Raw genomic sequence first — 18,304 nt, forward strand, 5'->3', positions numbered from 1 at the left:
TAAATTCTGGAGTATATCGTTTACTGCTCATAAGCACCTCGTTAATTAGCCATTTTATCTAACTAAAAGGTGTCTACAAAATCGGTGGCTATTCACAGCTCCAAGATACTGTTGTCATTAAAATGCGTTAAGTGCGCTATGCTGGCTTCGGATAGGCGTTCAATGTAGTTATTCACCATCGCTACTGACCGTTCGGCAATAGCATTGTATAAAATCGCCACTTGGGACAATTTCGGGTCAATGTCAGGCTCACCAGTAAAGCCCAGCACCCAATCTGCAGATACACCATAAAACAAGCATAGTCTAAGTAAAATAGCTGAGTTTGGTAGTCTACCATTCTCAATTTCACTAATACGGTTTTTGATCGGTTCGCCCCAAATATGTACGCCTACGTCCTCCTGTCGCACCTTTGCCATTGTGCGAGCGATTTTTAAACGCTTGCCTACTGATTTCGCTGTCTTTTCTTCAATAAATGCGGTCATCTGGAATACCTAAAATTGGGGAGCATTTGACTTGTTATACTGAGTTCGCACCCAACGCCTTAATGGTGTGCTACCACATGGCGCATGACTGAATCCACAATACAATCATGCGCCATGCTCTTTTTTAAATACCTACAATTACGTTCAACTGCACTGCTTTAGCTTCGCTGTAAATATCGTCAATACGTGCCTGTAGCTGTGGCATGACGATACGTTTAGCTTGGTAAACTTCCTGTTCAGCCTTGTCAAAATCAAAAGGTGCTTTCATATCAATGACTGCCTTGATTTGCTCATTTGAAAGGTCTGCTCGTCTTAATTCCCAATAGATACCATCTCGTGCATTTTTGGCATTTTGGATTTGATTGCTTACAGTCGTTGCAATCGAACGTGCTTCACTTAATTGCTTATGAAGTTGTGCCAGTTCATCGGCATGATTACTGATATGGGTGTCGTAGGCTTCAAGTGCCTGTTGGGTAGTCGCCTTGTAATTGGCTTCCTGTTGATCAAGTTCAGCATTCATCTGTAAATACGCATCATCTACGCTGATATTTTGCTGTTCTGCTCGATGAATAATTTCTTGTGCTGTCGCAGTAAATGCACCACGCTCGATGAGTTTTGCAAGGCGCATTGTAAGCGGATAACTAAGGCGTACGGCTTTGGCTCGATCATCTAAAGTAATCATGAAAAAAATCCCACTGGTTAAAATGAGATTTCATTATTCATTAGTTCGTTTAAGCCAATTTAGCCAGTTCCAAAAACCTTATCATCAGTGCATTTACGAATATATTCTTTAGTTTGCTTATAGCTGTCATCAATCATTGTTTTAAGTCGTTCCTGTTGTTCAGGCGTTTCGGCTTGTCGGTATGCTTGCTCTAGTTTGCTCGATTGGAATTGCATAGAGATAACACGGTCTAGCTGTCTAGGTGTCAAAAGTGCAAGGCGTTTCACTCTATTTTTGGAGGTAATCCGCTTGCCCTCTGTGGTCTTTGCACCTGTGGATTTTTCCCACGGCTTAGATGCTAGGATTCGTTCACGCTGTTGCCGTCTGCGTTCATCAGTCCATGCCAGTGCGTGCTTATCGGATTTACCTCCCATTGGTCAATCCTCCTCAATGAGTTGCATATGGGCTTGGTGCTGTGCTTCTTTCACAATTGCCGATAGCGTACCAACGGACATGACAATCACACCTTTTACACCTTGTTTTCGTAGCATGTGCGCCCTTGTGCCGAATAGATTGCCGTCATCAACTAGCTTGACTTCAACGACTTTGGAGGTCTTATCATTGACGGCAAGTTTTGGATAAATCTTGTGAGGGTCAAGTGCATAAGATACGAGTACAAATTTCTTGATTTCAGTCATGTTTTTAGCTCCTAAAATGTCAAAAATGAAAAATCACCAGTTCGATCAAACTAAAGAATAATGTAAAAAAATGACGGCAATTTCTGACATTCCAAATTGCGTATATTAATGATTATTAAAAGATTACTGATTAAAAAATGACAAAAGGTAAAAATGTAAAGAACTGGTGCAAAAAGGGTATGTAAAAATGTCAAAATCTAAAAAGTGACTTATGATTGATTTTTCTGCACCCCCAAGTATCAGAAATGCAGAATTTTACTTGTATTGAAAATGCAATCAATCTATTGCGGTGTAAGGCGTTTAATAGGTTCGGTACGGTCTTGAATTGGTGTGCTGTCTATGTGAAATTACCTTGATGTACCTTGATGACTGCGCAATTTTGATCATACCTTTAGCTATTGGGATATAAGGCTTTGGGCGGACAATGATGTTGTTTTTGATCACACCTTATCATATTTACACTTAAGTTGCTCACTTCTAACGAACCTTCAAAAAGCTCCCTACACGAAATGGATTAGCACTTAACTTTTCACGGCTCATTTGCCAGTTATTATTTTTATTATGCACCGCACCCAATGACAATTTCGCTTTGCCAAATTTATCATGCACATTTTCAAAAGTTGCCATCAGCCGTTCAATTTCTTGAACCTGTTGCATATCTGTGAGTAAGTCATAAGTATGTTTTGCTTTCGGTTCAAGGCACGTTAAAACCACACCACACTTTTTAAATCGAATCCCTTTTTCATAGAGAGTTGCAATCATCTTTGAGGCATATCTAGTCATCAAAAGTAAATCATCAGTCGGTTCGGGAAAACTAAAAGATACTGACTTGTTATAAAACGGCATACTTTCATCGAAAGGATTTGATTGTACAAAAACCATCATACAACCACACAAGAGCGCATCATCTCGCAACCGCTTAAACGCATCTTGTACATACGCACGGATTGCCGACTGTAAATCGACTAATTCAGTCACACGCTGTCCGAAAGAGCGACTAGAAATGATTTGTTGCTTTGCATCGGGTGTATGTTCAATCTCGATACATGACGTACCTTGTAGCTCAAGTACGGTTCTTTGCATGACTACTGAAAACTGCTTCCGTATAAAACTATCATTTGCACTAGCCAAGTCCAATACATTAGTAATACTGATATTTTGCAGTTTCTTACTGTGCTTACGTCCTACTCCCCACACTTCGCTTACATCAATTTGTGAAAATATATCTTCTTTTGAGGTTAGACTCATTTCATAAAGATTACAAATTCCGTCATATTGCTGATTTTTCTTTGCAATGTGATTGGCTATTTTCGCTTCGGTTTTAGTTGCACCGATGCCAATGCACACAGGTAGGCTTAACCATTGCCAAAGTCTTGCTTTGATCTTCTGCGCCATTTGATCAAGGTCAAAGTTGCGATGCCGTGTTAAGTCTAAAAAACATTCGTCAATTGAATAAATTTCTTGTTCGCCCAGACCGACAAAATCAAAAAGGACGCTGTGAAATCGACGTGACATTTCACCATACAAGGCATAGTTACTTGATAGGACTTGGATTTGATGCTGTTTGATCATGTCTTGAATCTTAAACAATGGTGTACCCATCTTTATGCCTAAGTCTTTAACTTCCTGACTCCGTGCGATGGCACAACCATCATTATTAGACAGCACAAGAACAGGCACATTATTCAGCTTAGGATTAAACGCACGTTCGCAACTGACATAACAATTGTTGATGTCTACCAGTGCAAATATTCGATTTTGCATGATACTGACTCAACTATTTACGCTTACGCAAGGGCTTGATAATACTTGTGACAACTCCCCATATTTGCAGTTCTTGACCATCAAGAAAGTGTATGTCTGAGTATTCAGGATTTTCGGCTTTGAGGTAAGTTTCTTGAGGTGTAATGATGAGTCGTTTAACGGTAAATTCATTATCTACAAGCGCAATAACAATCTCACCATCGTGCGCATTTAAGCTCCGATCAACAATTAATTGATCGCCCACATCTATACCAGCATTGAACATAGATAATGAATTGACTTCAACAATGAATGTTGCCGATTGGTTATCAATCAAAAACTCATTTAAATCAATAGAGCGGTCGATATAGTCATTCGCAGGGGACGGAAAGCCTGCCGATACTCGATCAAGTACAAAGGGTATGCTCACAGTAGTTCTTGCAACTACAGGGCGAATATCGTGCGAAGAAACACTTTCAAGTAAGGCGTTTAAAGTCGGGCTTGGACTGCCATTTTCACCCATCAGATTTTGCAATGAACGCCATGCACCATCTGAGAAATAGACTTGCAATTTCTTAGTCATAAAAGAACTCCTATGCAACTTGGCATGTTTGAAGTTATCTGTAACGAATAGGATACGTTGATTTGTAAAAATGATGCAACGACTATAAACCTAATAAAATCAACTGAGCGTCAAAATAAGTCGTGCTGTGGTGAGATTTTTTGAGGGCGAGGCATGTGTTTAGCCGTAAATTCGTCTGACATGTCGAAGTAAAAATCAGGTGCATTTCTATGACTTGTTTTCAGCCAGTCTTTACGGTGTTGTTCAGGGATGACGATTATTGAGCGTTTTTCATCGTTAGGCTGGTGAAATTGGGACATAAAAGGATGCTGGTCTGCATTGATCGTGAGCATGGTCATTGAACGCACTTGCTGACCGTCTATCGTAGTGTTTTCAAACAGCCCAGCTACAGTAAAAGGCTTACCATCTTTTCGGGAAATTCCCCATCTCTGTGCTTTACCATCTATGTATCGAGGTTCATAGATAATTTCTACAGGAATCAAAGCAAATTGATTGTTTTGCCAAGCATGACTAAAGCTCGGCTTTTCATGAACAGTTTCCGTGCGTGCATTGTAGGTATAACGGCAAATATCTAAACTCTTTGCCCACTTTGGTACTAATCCGAATTTTACACTGCGCCACTCAATGTTTTCAGTATTTGGATTATAAAAGAGTAATGCACTGTCATGACTTGGATAAATGTCTTCGCCGAGTTCAAAGTTTGGCATTTGCAAGTCAAGCCCAAGTTGTACAATCTTGGGCTTGCTGATCGGTTTAAAGTTGGCACACATTGATACTTAATTTAATGATCCAGTTTAATTAAGAAACCATATTACATTGATAAAGTCGAGGATTACTCAAAGAGTAAAATATAATAAAAGTCTGCTAATTCTGCTAATTTCGTCTACAAGCCTTATTTACCAATAGTTACAGCTTAGCAATTTCCTTGCTAACTCTTTGCTAATTCTGCTAACTCCCTGCTATTTAGCAATGGATTAGCAACTTTTAGCAACCGATTAGCAAGCCGTTTGCTATTGCAAAACCTATATACAACATGTGATACAGCCATATTTAGCAAAATTAGCAAGTTTTTCGACACTTTGGATTTATAACGATGTAGTCCTTGTTATTAATTTGCTCGATTTGGATGTAATTTGCATCAATCAAGTGTGTAAGGATTTCGTTATAAATTACGCCATTTCTAAATTTAGATGGTGCATATTGTCGGATGGATGATTTTAAAATCTTCTCCTCATTTTGTTTAAGCAACCAGTCCAATAATTCTTGTGCATCAGATTTCTTGAGCGTTTCAACTTCGGCATAACGTAGCCATTCTTTAAGTGAATGCCTTAGCACTTCACATGCACTGTGCATCGTTTCGCCAGTTATAACGCTCTGCTTCTCAAAATACGCCAGCACCGTAGCTAAGCGTCTAGCGAGCTGTGGCGCACGGCTTGCGAATGGTTGAATATATTCATATCGCTTGCCTTTAGCCTGCAAACGCTCACACTCGTTGTAGAAATCAAGCTCTACGGTGTTGGCTTCATCACTCATGGGGATAATTGGGCGTGCTGGCGTGTCGCTGTCTATTTGCTGTGAATTACGCTCACAGTCAAATAATGGCAATAACTCGGTGCATCGTTGCCAGTAGGCGATTAGTCTAGGGTCTTTATTGGTGTGCCTTGTTTTATTTCTGAATGCGCTGTCCTGCGTGCGTTGCCCTGCGAGATTTTCAGGTACGGTTAAAATGAAGCGTGGTAAAAAGCCTTGTTCACGTAGCAATGGGTCTTTGAGCGCATCAGATAGCACCTCATGCTGTCCCTGTAAGTTGAATGCAAGGCGCACGTCATCAGCTCTGCCACTACCATTGATATTAGATTTTCCACGTGTGCGCTGTGTAGAACCATCATCAAATAACTTGGTAAATCCGCCTAGTGCATTTCTTGCCGTGTCACCTTTCATGGTGTGACCGCCAAAGAATTGCCCAGCTTCATCACTGCTGATTGACGCATTAACAATGTTGCCATCAATGTAAAGTGCTGATAGTGACTCAAAAGTGACATCGTTAAATATGCTCGATGGGTCGCACGGCTTTGGATTGTCAGCAAGGAAAGCGCCTTGTTCTTTTTTACTGGGTAGTGCATTGAGTTCACTTTCCCATGCTTCAAGCTCAGCTTTATAGTCGTTGTATGCTTTGCGTTCATGCTCTGTTATAACTTTATTTGCAAGTGACATACTGCTACTTTTACGGCTTCCACTTTTGCCCTCAGTCAATAGGAATAAACTGCACGGCTCACCGATACCGCTAACATCATTCGGCTTGGGTGCGTTTACTGAACGCTGAGCGAGGTGCGTAGCTGTGGCTAGAACACACTGCACCGTCATGGCGATAGGTGCTTGCACGTATTCCGATATTGCAATGCTTGCGTCCTTAATCAGCTTTGGCATTGCATCTATAGGGTATGGATTAGGCTTTAGCTCGATGTTTTGCGAAAGTGGTAGCAGTGCGTCCCATGTCGGGCTATAATTATTCTGCTGTGTAATCTGCTTGCGTACAGATTTAAGGGCTTGAATATCTGTCGTGGTGTTCAAGCCTTTTTCATTTCTAGCCGATTCATCTTTCTGTAACGCTTCATCAATCAATTCTTGCACCTCTGGATTATCCATAAACACAATATCTAAATCACTATCAATAAATCGCACGTGATAGCCTGCTACGGCGTTTTTCAGTGCGTCATGTAGCTTCGGGTACACTTGCGAATAGGACACCATATACAAGCGGTTAAAACCTGCTTTTGATAGCTGACTGCACACCGATTTAATTAATCTGCATTCGTGGTTTGAAAACTCGTTTTTTACTTCATCACTTAGCACACCGCCCAAAATGCACAGCGCCACGTTATAGCCGTTATCCGCCAGTTTTAAGGCGTTGAATAGGTCGTAGGCGATAAAGATAGGCTGTGATTGCTCAAAACTTCCAAAGCGTGCGAACGCTCTAGGCTTGTGGTCGGGTGGTGGTATATAGATGCGCTTGCCAAGCTCCATGATGGCAACTTGTTTTAACTCTCCCTTGCCGTTGCATAGTGGCAATAACAAGGGTTCGTGATACTTCGTACCGTTGATTTCAGGATTGCTAAAATCTATATGCAAGGCTTGCATGATGTTTAGATCGACATCACCAAACAACGCATGACTTAAGCGTCTTTCATCATTTGGCTGTACCAATTCCGCAAGCTCTAACCATTGTTCAGGCGTAGACACTTCGGCTTGTAGTGGTTCGAAGAGGTCGGGTGTGGTGTCCCAGTCGGCTTTTGCTTTGGCTGTCATACTTCACCACCATCAGAAAATGCCATTGGTAGCAGTTTTTCAATAAGCTCTAATCTGGTCTGTATGTCGTGGAGAAGATTCGCCACAATGTCATCTCTGACCGCAAGTTCTGCACCCTCATCAAAGCAGTTAAATGTTGCCGTTGCGAGGTTCTTAGTGCTTTCAACTAATTGGTGAATAACGTCTTGCGCATGATGTGCATCTGCGTCTTTATGTGGGACAAAAAATTGACTTGCACAGTTTAATGATACAGTGATGTTTTGATTTGAATTAGGCATGATTGCCTCCTTTTACTTTTGAGTTGTGATTCACGCTAACTTGAGAAATTAGGGTGAAGGGTCTTACTCTCGGTGTAAAAGTACCGCCCGACATATTCGCCATTGCTGACTTATTTTGTCGTGTCAACCCCTCATAAAGGGATTTCAGCCTTGTGTGCGTAGCTGATACGCTTGCGCTGTGTATGTGCATAGATTGAGAGCCTATGCAGATTTTAGGCACAATAAAACCACAATGACGCTGTGGGGTGACGCTTTTACTTTTTGAGAGGTCTACAGAATAAGCTCGATTGAATTTACTTGCAAGACGTACTGGATAATTTAATGCTTTCATGATCAAGCCACCTCATCTTTTGAGCAGTCTAAAACCTCAATCAATCGGTGCTTAATCTTATCTTGGCTGATTGTTTGGTCTTGCATCTCACCAAGTAAATCAATAATCATCGAATTTATATTACATATATCTGTCAAAAGGTCGTCATGCTTTCGCTCAAGTTTATCTACCTGTTTGATTACACCTTGCAAGTGCTGATCTAGCTTATCCTCATGCACTGGTGAATATTCAGGGTGTGACTTGTCGATTGCTCGGGATAATTTGCTTAACTTCGCTTGTAACTTCGTAATGTGCTTCATGGTTATAGTCCTTTTAATTCATATCGTGCGTGATAACCGCTATTATGTGTGTTGGGTTCATCGTGCTTAATGATTTCATGACCACTTTGGCGCAAGCGAAAAATCACATCACTAAGGCGGAAACAACCAAACTTATTGAGTGCTTCAATCGGGGTGATGGTGTTGCCTGTTTGCATATAGGCTAGGATTTGCGATTTCTGTGTAGTCTTCATGGTTATGCTCCCATTGCTTCGGCTTTCTTGCTGTTGTGCCATGCAACGAGGTCGGCATAATCAAAGTACACGGCTGATTGACGCTGTGTACCTTGCTTGATTGACTTAGGAAAATCGGGGTCGTTGTTTTGCAGATTGCGGAGGGTGTCACGTGAAATGCTTAAAAGTTCACATGCTTGCTTGTAGGTCACTCGGATTGGTGTAGGGTGCATTGAAATAGCTCCATTTGCTGATTTATGGAGCTAAGTATGTTTTTGTTTTTTATAATTTAATATTAGGCAAGTTCTACTTAATGGGGATTAAGTTCAACTTAGTCCCCATTTTCTGGTCTGCCAGGCTTGCGTGAATGTGGGTATTTATCGGCGATTGGTTCAATCCAACTTTGAAGACTTTCGGTCTTGTCGGGCAACTGGTCTGCATGTTGGGTTTGATTTAAATCTGCATACACTTGGATAGCCATTTCTTTAATTCTAATTTTCTGCTCGGTATCCTGTCGCCAAAAATAATCTGCCAAAGTTTGAGAGGCTAATTTAGCATTTCTCTTAGACTGGCTAATGCCTCGTGAAGAATGATTAAGACTAATATGTTTTTCATACTTGCTAGTTTTGTCACCAAGGTAATCATCTGATTTTAAAATTAATTCACCATCTATAATTTTCTGTAATTGTGTATGTGTAATAACTATATCTTTTAATCTAATGTGAGGAAAATAGGAGTACCTTCCGTCATCGTCAAAATATTGATATACAGGTGGCTTAAAGTCTTCATCATCTATGTCTATCATGTATGGACAAATAATAGGGATTTGTAATTGATCAATGTTCCCTACTTTTTGTTCGTTTTCTAATGCTAAATCCTTGAGATTTAAAATTCCACTTAAAAAAGAATAGTATTCATCACTCTTAGACTCGAAATGAACCTCTAGTGCTCCACAAAAACCCAATTCATTTTCATGAAAAAACTCCCCTTTATTATGGATGCTTCTAATAGCATTAACATCAAGCTCAAGCAATACTCCATGAACAACGATACTGATTAATTCACGACCTACACGAGAGTTTATTGAAAACTGCTTTTCTTGTGTTTGATTATTACAAACACTTGATTCGGCATAACATGAAATCATCCAGTGCCCGTAGAAATATACATGCAGTTTTAAATTGTATGCTAATGCGATTAAAACAATGGATTTACTATTATAAATTTCAGTATCAAATTTTTTATTCAATATTTTTGATGCTTGCTTTAATGAGTAATATGGTATTTGATCTTTAATATTGCTCATTCATGCCCCCAAGCATACCCAATAGAAAAATAGAATAAGTGTTAAGCCAATGCGATTGGGATACGCACTTTCGGGGATCAACCTAGACTTAACGATTAAATTATATTCGATACTACGCCATATAACAGCATAAAAGGTAATCACTTAATGCACGAATGACGCTATGCAACGTCTTTGACTTCCTCAATCTCATTATCAAAAATAGTCGATTCAAAATGCTGTTTTAAAAGTTCAAGCTGTAATTCTGATAACTGCAATTTTGCACTCAGTTCATTGATTGGGTCGGATTCTTGAACGACTGCTTGACCGTCTGCCAAAGCATCAAGATGGTTCGCCCATGACTGCATCATGACTCTACGTTGTTCAAGATAGATTGCCTTGTTGTATGTTCCCTCTACACCGCCCAACTTGTGCGCTAGAGCAGATTCCACATAGTCACGTTGAAAACCTTTTTCACGTAATGAAGTGCTAAGAATATGCCTAAATCCGTGCGGTGTCTGCTTGCCTGTGTATCCCATATCCTTTAGCGCATTGCCAAAGGTATTGTTTGAAATTGGCTTGCTCGGTGTAAATCGTCCTCTGAATAAATACGGACTATCACCGCTATAGGTTTTCAATTCATGCAATAACTCGATTGCCTGCTTGGGTAGTGGTACTTTGTGTTCAATCCGCTTTTTCATACGGTGGCTGGGGATAGTCCACAGCGTCATATCAGCATTTAATTCTGTCCACACCGCTTTGCGTATCTCACTTGGTCTACAGCCAAGCAAAAGCGATAGTTGCAATCCGATTGATGTTTGCCGACTTGGAAACGCACGAATTGAGCGAATGAGGTCGGGGAGTTCTTCAATGCTGACATGTGGCATATTTACTGTGATGTGCTTTTCTAAAAACTTCTCAAGCCCTATCAGTGGATTGTAGTCAATACGTCCTGTCACTTCAGCTAGACTGTACGCATCTTGGCAAAGCTGTTTAACACGATTACCCATTTCAATAATGGGCTTGCCTGTTTTGGGATGTGGTTTTTTCTGAATGCTTTGTATGAGTTCGTACCATTCCTTTTTGGTGATTTCTCGATAATCTCGTTTTCCCATCACAGGGTAGACATGATTTCTCAATGCACCCTCATTTCTTGAGCGTGTATCATCCGTCCAAGTCTTGGAATTGCAATACTCGATTGCCAATTGTTGAAATTTAAATTCGCCTGTCTGCTCTTGCTGTAGTTCTAGTTTGTATTCTGTTGGGTCGATACCGCTTTTGATGCGTTTTCGCCATTCCTCTGCAATTACTCTCGCTTGTGCGCCACTGATATTTTTAAAACCGCCCAAGCCTAGCCATGAATATTTACCGTTTGATTTCTTGTATCTCAACTGCCATGACTTATTACCATCAGGTTTGACACGAAAATAAAGCCCATCGCTGTCTAGTTCTCGATACTCCTTTTCCTCAGGTTCAAGATTGGCAAGGGTTGTATCAGATAGAGGTCTTTTTTTGATTTGTGTACGTTTCATTTTATGTATCCCTAAAATGCGAATAACTCAAGGATACAAAATAGGATACAAAAAAACCAGTGCTATATATCGTTATAGAAAGTTAATGCAAGGCAAGAAAAAAGGCTTGAACCGTTATGATTCAAGCCTTTTGGTCTGATATATCCCCATATTTCGGGATACAATTTTAAGCATTTGGTGGAGGTGGCGGGAGTTGAACCCGCGTCCGCAAGCACTACACTCGAGAATACTACATGCTTAGATATCGTCAATTATTTTAACTCAGAGTGACCCGACGAACAGGGTACAACGAGCGATCTTCTTAGTTTGGTATAAAGCCCCGAAGCGTGACTTTATACGGACTTGTGTGCGTTCGCTTCAGTCGGGTTCACTGACCACAAGTATTCAGTGAAGCGGACAAGCTGCCCTTAGGCAGCTAGAGCGTAAGTTTCGTCGTTTGCGACTAAAAAATGCAAATTTGATTTACGAGAGGAAATGCGCTCTCGGCATGCATCTATGAGTTTCATCACCAGCGTCGAAGCCAATAACACCCCCAGATGGTTGTGCAGTATAGCACTGATTTGATAATGGAGATAATACTATTGTATTTCAAGTGCTAATTGCTGTAAAAATCCACAATCTTTCACCAACACTGATATGTGTGTGCTTCAAGTCGATTCTATGCTATCAAGTAGATTGGGCAATGGTTTACGTGAAAGATCATAGGCTTCCTCTGCATTCAGCCCCAAAGCGATCAAGGTCAGCTCTGCGATTTCCGAGCCAATATCACGCCATGTTTTATGTCCTTCTAAAACCATAAAAATCGATGTCAGCACACTACCTGCAATCATTGCCACCACAGAGGTTAGCTGTTCTTGACGAAAAGCATAGCGCTGATTGGTTATCCCTTCCATCACATCGGGAAGAGGGGAGTCTTGACCTGTCCATAATCCGAGCATCGCCTGATTGCTAAAGGCGAATTTGCAAATAAATTTTCCCCAGTCTGGTTCTTCGTGAGCACGGCGGATATACATGCGCATACCGTTGGCGAGGCGCTGTGCGGGATCAGTTTCACCAGCAAGGCTTTTGATAATCCGACTATTCATCTCTTCGCTGAGTTGAGAGGCGATGTCTTCAAACAGCGAATCAGGACTCAGTCCATTATTATAGATGGTACCTCGTGCGACACGTGCCGCTTCAGCAAGCTCGCTGACGGTAATCACGGTCGAACCACGTTCTGCGAATAAGCGTAAAGCAGCTTTATGGATTCTGGATTGGGATGAGCTATGTGCAACCATGACAAGCCTTGAACAATGAGCTAATTATTGAACATATCCTATCATATCTGTGCAAATGGTGGCGTGACTAGCCATTCTATGATGTATGATTGGAAAATCGATGTACTTGTCGCTGAAGTGCACATCGAGCTTTGGTAAAAAATCAGCTTAAAAATGGCTAAGCAAAGTTCCAAAGTGGCTAAAAAGCGGTTCAAAAAAACTGTGACATGAATTACTGGAAATACGCAGTGACTTACCTAATTTTGCAAAATATCGCAAGATTGTAAAAAATGTTGCAGAAAATGACTGAATTTTAAACAAAACCACCGAGAAAGTTTCTTGTTGTGCCCATCTTTACTCGGCACACTGCACACACAATTCGAAAACAAAGGATTTAGAAGATGAAACGTATCGTTTGTGCGCTTACCGTCGCAGTTTTACCATTATCTGCATTTGCTGCCGATGCGCTCAATGGCACCGTATGGAAAACGGTCGATGACAAAACCAAACAACCGAAAGCCTTGGTAAAATTTACTGAAAACTCAGATGGATCATTATCAGGCACCATTCAAAAAGTGATAGACCCTCAGGCAAAAACCAAAACGGTCTGTGATATTTGCGAAGGGCGTTACAAAAACAAATCCTTAGTTGGCGCAAAGATCGTTACAGGTTTGAAGAAAGTATCTGATGGTCAGTATGCCAATGGTTCAATCATCGATCCAGAAAGTGGCAAAACCTATAAATTTAAAGCCAATCTCTCTAAAGATGGCAAGGTGTTGAGTGGTCGTGGCTTTATCGGTGTGTCGGCGCTGGGACGTGACCAAACTTGGTATCGTGTGAACTAATTTCGAAAAATCATTGAGCTTGAGAAAATCCCTATATCAAATAGGGATTTTTTTGTGCGTTTACGATGTGAAATGGTGCGACATTAGACTCTAGTATGTCACTTGGGCTAGGCGCTCTTTTGTAGCTTGGTATTCACGACTTAAGCGAGCAACCACGTCGCCTGCAGGTTGGATCGCTTCGATTGCACCAATGCCTTGACCACAGCCCCAAATATCTTTCCATGCTTTTTTATCGGAGTTGCCACCTGAACCGAAGTCCATTTTTGATGGGTCGCTTTCGGGCAAGTCATTTGGATCAAGTCCTGCGCTGACGATGGAGGCTTTGAGATAGTTACCATGCACACCAGTGAACAGGTTGCTGTAGATAATATCCTCGGCACTCGAATCGACTAGACATTGCTTATAGTCTTGTGCGGCATTGGCTTCGTTGGTGGCGATAAAAGTTGAGCCGATATAGGCTAAGTCTGCACCCATCGCTTGCGCTGCGAGAATCGAATCGCCACGACTGATTGCGCCAGAGAGCAGTAGTGGACCATCAAACCATTGGCGAATTTCTTGGATCAAGGCAAATGGTGACTGTGTCCCCGCATGACCGCCTGCACCAGCTGCCACAGCAATCAAACCATCTGCGCCTTTTTCAATGGCTTTTTTGGCGAATTTATTATTGATGATGTCATGTAATACAATACCGCCGTAGCTATGAATTGCTTCATTCACTTCGACACGTGCGCCAAGTGATGTAATCACCACAGGCACTTTATACTTGACGCAAAGTGCCAAGTCTTCTTCCAAGCGATTATTCGATTTGTGCACGATCTGATTCACTGCAAAAGGTGCAGCAGGTTGATCAGGATTGGCTTGGTTATAAGCGTCTAGCTCTTCGGTAATGCGAATTAACCATTTTTCAAATTCACCTTCGCCACGTGCATTCAGCGCTGGGAAAGAACCGACGATGCCAGCTTTACAGAGGGCAATCACCAAATCTGGATTGGAGATAATAAATAGTGGCGCCGCAACGGCTGGTAGACGCAAACGATTTTTAAATAATTCTGGAAGAGCCATGTGAATAGTCCTTGCTGGTCATGTTGTAAATATTGTCTCAAAAGACAATTTGGAAATTTGATGTGGCTATTATGAGAATATTTACATCAAACTTAAATGACAATCGATCACAATAAAATTGATAGTTTACAACAATAATCAATTGCTCAATAATGACTAAAGTCCTCTCTAGTAAGTCATCGTGTGAATGCAAAACCAATCTATTCATAGCATTTCGATCAGTATTGACTTTGTTCATGCGGCAATCTCGAAATTGACCTTATCTCAACAACAGATTGACCACATATTACAACAATGCCGTATTTCTACAGCCTTGTTAGATCATCATCAAGCCCGAGTCACGCTCAGACAATATGCGGAGTTAATTACCGCCTTAACCGTTGCCACACGAGATGAATTGCTTGGTCATAGCCAAACTATTTCTCCATTAGGCAGTTTGGCAGTATTGATGCATTGGCTGATTTCGAGTAAAGATATGCACCAAGCCTTACAGCGTATGACGCAGTATTATCAAATGATCGGTAAGGGTTTTGATATTTCATTACAGATCAAAGATGACAAGATTTGCGCAGAATTGATCGGTGGTTTTCAACCGTATCAGGAACCGGATGCATTTATTTTTGAGTTTGGATTTTTCTTTATTCATCGGATTTTGTGTTGGCTCAGTCGAGATATTCTGCCGATTCGGGCGATTGATTTTCCGTTTACCGAACCCTCGTATGCTTCGGATTATCGACTGATGTTTTATGGAACACCGATTCGTTTTGGACAAGCGAGCGCACAGATGATTTTTGATCGACACTGTTTAAATCTGTCTGTGAATCAGTCAATGCAATCATTGCAGCATTTACTCAGTGATCCATTTACCCAATTATTGATTTTAAATTTTCAAGATCGCAGTTGGTCTGCAAAAGTTGCGGAGTGTTTGCAAAATGCTGAGGGCTTTCAGTTCGATCAGATCAAAGTGAACCAAAAAATAAATCATGAAATGAATCAAGCAATGCATCCAATGGCAACGCTGGATCAGGTTGCAACATATCTCAAACTTGCACCTTATACTTTGCAACGGCGATTGCAAGATGAAGGGCAGAGCTTTTTGGCGATCAAAAATCAAGTCAAACGAGATCGGGCGATTGAGTTGTTGGTGAGTAGCAGGATGAGCATTGAGCAAATCAGCTTACAGCTTGGTTTTGCCGAGACCAGTCCATTTACTCGAAGTTTTAAGCAATGGACTGGGGTGGCGCCGAGTGCATATCGCAAGCATAAAAATAGCTAAAATTGCGCTGTGGAAAATACTGAATTAGCTACGCATTAAGAGAATTTCAAGGACAAATTTACTGCCGATAAAGCCTGTAGCCAATAGCACAAAACCAAGCAAGGTAAAGCGAATGGCTTTTTGACCACGCCAGCCAAAACGCCAATGCCCCAGCAATAGTCCGCCATAAATCAGCCATGAAATGATGCTAAAGACGGTTTTATGCACCAGATGTTGGGCAAAGAAATCATCAATGGTCAAAAAGCCAAAACCAAGCGCAAAGGTCAGTAGAATAAAGCCCACCAAAATCAGATCAAACAACAAGGATTCCATGGTTTGCAGTGATGGCAAGAGATTGACCCAGATGCGATGTTTTTGTCTGCGTTTGAGTTCACGATTTTGTAGCCAAATCAAAATCGCATGGATGGTCGCCATAAAAAGCACTGCATAGGCAGACAATGACAGGAAAATATGAATATCCATGCCAATGCCTTGCTGGCGGATCACATGCCCAGGTGTGCTGAGCAAACTGCCGACCACCAAGCCAATCATTGCAATTGGTGTAGAAATGAGATTGAGAATAAGTACAGGTCGATAGACACTAAAAATTAGCGTCAGGAGGAGCATCAATCCTGAAGTAAAAGAAATTAGATTGAACACTTCATAATTGATGCCTTGCGCAGTCACCATATCCAAGCTCAAGGTCAATGCGTGCAGAATCAAACCGACTGCCAGTGTTGACCAGACAAAGAAGGGGTTGGCTGTACTTTGCTTAGCGAAGTGTGAAAGCAAATACAAAAAGCTCGCCAAATACGCAAATAATGACAATAAAGTAAAGATGGTGTGCAGGCTTAACATGCGCTGTGGCTCATCCAGAAGGTGTTCTAAATAGGATTGAAAATCGCAAGAGACTCGTCGCAGAATAGTTCTGTGTTAGAATATTCATCAATTGAGATATAAATTCTTGGCAAACTCAAGTATTCTATAGCATCTTATGCATATTTATCCCTGTTGAAAAGGTTTTTTTCAATTGGCAGTTTAAGCGGAATTCGCAATGTTTGATACTTTAACCGACCGACTCACACAGAGTTTAAGAAATGTTGCTGGTACAGGGCAACTGACAGAAGACAATATTAAAGATACGTTGCGTGAAGTACGCATGGCATTGCTTGAGGCAGATGTGGCATTGCCTGTGACCCGTGACTTTATTGCACGTGTCAAAGAGCAAGCACTTGGTCAGGAAGTACTGCAACAACTTTCTCCAGGTCAGGCTTTCGTCAAGATCGTTCATGATGAATTGGTCAAAATGATGGGCGATGCCAATGAGTCTTTGGACTTGGCAGCCAAACCGCCTGTGGTGATTCTGCTTGCAGGTCTACAAGGTGCGGGTAAAACCACCACAGCAGCAAAATTGGCACGATTCTTAAAAGATCGTCAAAAGAAAAAAGTGGCAACGGTATCCGCCGACGTGTATCGTCCTGCAGCGATCAAACAGCTACAAACCGTATCGCAAGAAGTGGGTGTGGATTGGATTGCGTCCGAAGCCTCTGAAAGTCCGATCACTATTGTTAATCGTGCCATTGAACAAGCCAAAATTAAATTCGCAGATGTGTTGATCGTCGATACCGCAGGTCGTCTCCATGTCGATGATGACATGATGGACGAGATCAAAGAGTTGCACGCTGCGATTAAGCCAACGGAAACCTTATTTGTCGTCGATGCAATGACAGGTCAGGATGCGGCAAACACTGCAAAAGCCTTTAACGACGCATTACCACTCACGGGTGTGATCCTGACCAAAACTGATGGTGATGCACGTGGTGGTGCAGCGCTATCGGTACGTGCCATCACAGGGAAACCAATCAAATTCTTGGGTATGGGCGAGAAACTCGATGCCTTAGAGCCATTCCATCCTGAGCGTATCGCACAGCGTATCTTGGGTATGGGTGATGTGCTGTCTTTAGTCGAAGAAGTGGAACGCAAAATCGACAAAGACAAAGCCGAAAAAATGGCGAAAAAACTGCAAAAGGGCGGGACATTTAACCTTGAAGATATGCTGACTCAGTTTGAGCAAATGCACAAAATGGGCGGCATGATGGGCTTCTTGGATAAACTTCCTGGCATGAGTGGTTCAGGCATTCAGCAAGCAGTTGAGCAAGCACAACCTGAAAAGCAAGTGAAAAAGATGGAAGCAATCATCCAGTCGATGACCGTTAAAGAACGTCGTAATCCAGACATCATCAACCCAAGCCGTAAAAAACGTATTGCTGCGGGTTGTGGTATGGAAGTGCAAGACATCAACCGTCTGCTCAAGCAACATGCGCAGATGGCGAAAATGATGAAGAAATTCTCATCACCATCAGGTATTGGCAAGATGCTTCGTGGTATTCAAACTATGCAAGGCAAAATGGGCGGAAATGCTGGCGGTGGTATGGGACCACTGTTTGGTGGTTCTGATCAAGATAAGAAATAATCTTTTCTGATTCCATTTTTGAAT

The 18,304-nt window shown here is 41.6% G+C and carries 21 protein-coding genes and 1 other RNA gene; 3 read left to right on the forward strand and 19 right to left on the reverse strand.

Going from position 1 to position 18,304, the window contains the following annotated elements; genetic code table 11:
• Positions 1-92 precede the first annotated feature (92 nt).
• The 17 genes from BLQ60_RS05905 to BLQ60_RS05985 form a co-directional block, all read right to left on the reverse strand.
• Positions 93-482 carry a helix-turn-helix domain-containing protein gene (locus BLQ60_RS05905; protein WP_092617463.1) on the reverse strand — a complete coding sequence of 130 codons (390 nt, stop codon included), beginning with the start codon at positions 480-482 and terminating at the stop codon, positions 93-95.
• 124 nt (positions 483-606) lie between these two features.
• The gene (locus tag BLQ60_RS05910) at positions 607-1,164 is read right to left on the reverse strand and encodes a hypothetical protein (RefSeq protein WP_092617466.1); all 558 of its coding nucleotides are present in this window, start codon (positions 1,162-1,164) and stop codon (positions 607-609) included.
• 59 nt (positions 1,165-1,223) lie between these two features.
• Positions 1,224-1,577 carry a hypothetical protein gene (locus BLQ60_RS05915; RefSeq protein ID WP_092617470.1) on the reverse strand — a complete coding sequence of 118 codons (354 nt, stop codon included), beginning with the start codon at positions 1,575-1,577 and terminating at the stop codon, positions 1,224-1,226.
• 3 nt (positions 1,578-1,580) lie between these two features.
• Positions 1,581-1,841: a hypothetical protein gene (locus BLQ60_RS05920; protein ID WP_092617473.1), complete on the reverse strand. Its 261-nt coding sequence runs from the start codon at positions 1,839-1,841 to the stop codon at positions 1,581-1,583.
• Between the two features lie 477 nt (positions 1,842-2,318).
• Complete coding sequence (locus BLQ60_RS05925) at positions 2,319-3,605, reverse strand: Y-family DNA polymerase (protein ID WP_092617476.1); 1,287 nt, start codon at positions 3,603-3,605, stop codon at positions 2,319-2,321.
• A 13-nt stretch (positions 3,606-3,618) separates the two neighbouring features.
• The gene (locus tag BLQ60_RS05930) at positions 3,619-4,107 is read right to left on the reverse strand and encodes a LexA family protein (RefSeq protein WP_378235208.1); all 489 of its coding nucleotides are present in this window, start codon (positions 4,105-4,107) and stop codon (positions 3,619-3,621) included.
• A 170-nt stretch (positions 4,108-4,277) separates the two neighbouring features.
• Positions 4,278-4,937 carry an SOS response-associated peptidase family protein gene (locus BLQ60_RS05935; RefSeq protein WP_092617482.1) on the reverse strand — a complete coding sequence of 220 codons (660 nt, stop codon included), beginning with the start codon at positions 4,935-4,937 and terminating at the stop codon, positions 4,278-4,280.
• Positions 4,938-5,226: 289 nt separating this feature from the next.
• Positions 5,227-7,473 carry a DUF3987 domain-containing protein gene (locus BLQ60_RS05940; protein ID WP_244515974.1) on the reverse strand — a complete coding sequence of 749 codons (2,247 nt, stop codon included), beginning with the start codon at positions 7,471-7,473 and terminating at the stop codon, positions 5,227-5,229.
• Entirely contained in the window at positions 7,470-7,751 is a 282-nt protein-coding gene (locus BLQ60_RS05945; RefSeq protein ID WP_092617485.1) for a hypothetical protein, read from the reverse strand. The genes BLQ60_RS05940 and BLQ60_RS05945 overlap by 4 nt, the downstream gene beginning before the upstream one ends.
• A complete protein-coding gene (locus BLQ60_RS05950) occupies positions 7,744-8,082 on the reverse strand; it encodes a hypothetical protein (protein ID WP_092617487.1) in 339 nt (112 codons plus the stop codon). The genes BLQ60_RS05945 and BLQ60_RS05950 overlap by 8 nt, the downstream gene beginning before the upstream one ends.
• A gap of 2 nt (positions 8,083-8,084) precedes the next feature.
• The gene (locus BLQ60_RS05955) at positions 8,085-8,381 is read right to left on the reverse strand and encodes a hypothetical protein (protein ID WP_092617490.1); all 297 of its coding nucleotides are present in this window, start codon (positions 8,379-8,381) and stop codon (positions 8,085-8,087) included.
• Between the two features lie 2 nt (positions 8,382-8,383).
• Entirely contained in the window at positions 8,384-8,593 is a 210-nt protein-coding gene (locus tag BLQ60_RS05960; protein ID WP_092617493.1) for a helix-turn-helix domain-containing protein, read from the reverse strand.
• A gap of 2 nt (positions 8,594-8,595) precedes the next feature.
• On the reverse strand, positions 8,596-8,805 hold the full coding sequence (locus BLQ60_RS05965; protein ID WP_092617496.1) for a MerR family transcriptional regulator: 210 nt from the start codon (positions 8,803-8,805) through the stop codon (positions 8,596-8,598).
• A gap of 98 nt (positions 8,806-8,903) precedes the next feature.
• Positions 8,904-9,878, reverse strand: a complete 975-nt coding sequence (locus BLQ60_RS05970) for a hypothetical protein (RefSeq protein WP_092617498.1) — start codon at positions 9,876-9,878, stop codon at positions 8,904-8,906.
• A gap of 161 nt (positions 9,879-10,039) precedes the next feature.
• Positions 10,040-11,389, reverse strand: coding sequence for a tyrosine-type recombinase/integrase (locus BLQ60_RS05975; RefSeq protein WP_092617500.1), 1,350 nt, complete (start codon positions 11,387-11,389; stop codon positions 10,040-10,042).
• A gap of 175 nt (positions 11,390-11,564) precedes the next feature.
• Positions 11,565-11,923, reverse strand: a transfer-messenger RNA (tmRNA) gene (ssrA, locus tag BLQ60_RS05980).
• A 113-nt stretch (positions 11,924-12,036) separates the two neighbouring features.
• Complete coding sequence (locus BLQ60_RS05985; protein ID WP_092617502.1) at positions 12,037-12,666, reverse strand: TetR/AcrR family transcriptional regulator; 630 nt, start codon at positions 12,664-12,666, stop codon at positions 12,037-12,039.
• Between the two features lie 380 nt (positions 12,667-13,046).
• On the opposite strand from BLQ60_RS05985, the gene BLQ60_RS05990 reads away from it, so the two are divergent.
• Positions 13,047-13,490: a DUF2147 domain-containing protein gene (locus BLQ60_RS05990; protein WP_092617505.1), complete on the forward strand. Its 444-nt coding sequence runs from the start codon at positions 13,047-13,049 to the stop codon at positions 13,488-13,490.
• A gap of 90 nt (positions 13,491-13,580) precedes the next feature.
• Here BLQ60_RS05990 and BLQ60_RS05995 read toward each other — a convergent pair whose 3' ends face one another.
• Positions 13,581-14,552: an NAD(P)H-dependent flavin oxidoreductase gene (locus BLQ60_RS05995; protein WP_092617508.1), complete on the reverse strand. Its 972-nt coding sequence runs from the start codon at positions 14,550-14,552 to the stop codon at positions 13,581-13,583.
• 187 nt (positions 14,553-14,739) lie between these two features.
• On the opposite strand from BLQ60_RS05995, the gene BLQ60_RS06000 reads away from it, so the two are divergent.
• Entirely contained in the window at positions 14,740-15,828 is a 1,089-nt protein-coding gene (locus tag BLQ60_RS06000; protein ID WP_092617511.1) for an AraC family transcriptional regulator, read from the forward strand.
• 24 nt (positions 15,829-15,852) lie between these two features.
• Here the strand turns inward: BLQ60_RS06000 and BLQ60_RS06005 are convergent, their stop codons facing one another.
• The gene (locus BLQ60_RS06005) at positions 15,853-16,665 is read right to left on the reverse strand and encodes a cytochrome C assembly family protein (RefSeq protein WP_092617514.1); all 813 of its coding nucleotides are present in this window, start codon (positions 16,663-16,665) and stop codon (positions 15,853-15,855) included.
• Between the two features lie 196 nt (positions 16,666-16,861).
• On the opposite strand from BLQ60_RS06005, the gene ffh reads away from it, so the two are divergent.
• Positions 16,862-18,280, forward strand: a complete 1,419-nt coding sequence (gene ffh, locus BLQ60_RS06010; protein ID WP_092617517.1) for a signal recognition particle protein — start codon at positions 16,862-16,864, stop codon at positions 18,278-18,280.
• Positions 18,281-18,304 lie beyond the last annotated feature (24 nt).

This window comes from Acinetobacter marinus (genome assembly GCF_900096915.1).
In the GTDB taxonomy this organism is placed as follows: Bacteria; Pseudomonadota; Gammaproteobacteria; order Pseudomonadales; family Moraxellaceae; genus Acinetobacter; species Acinetobacter marinus.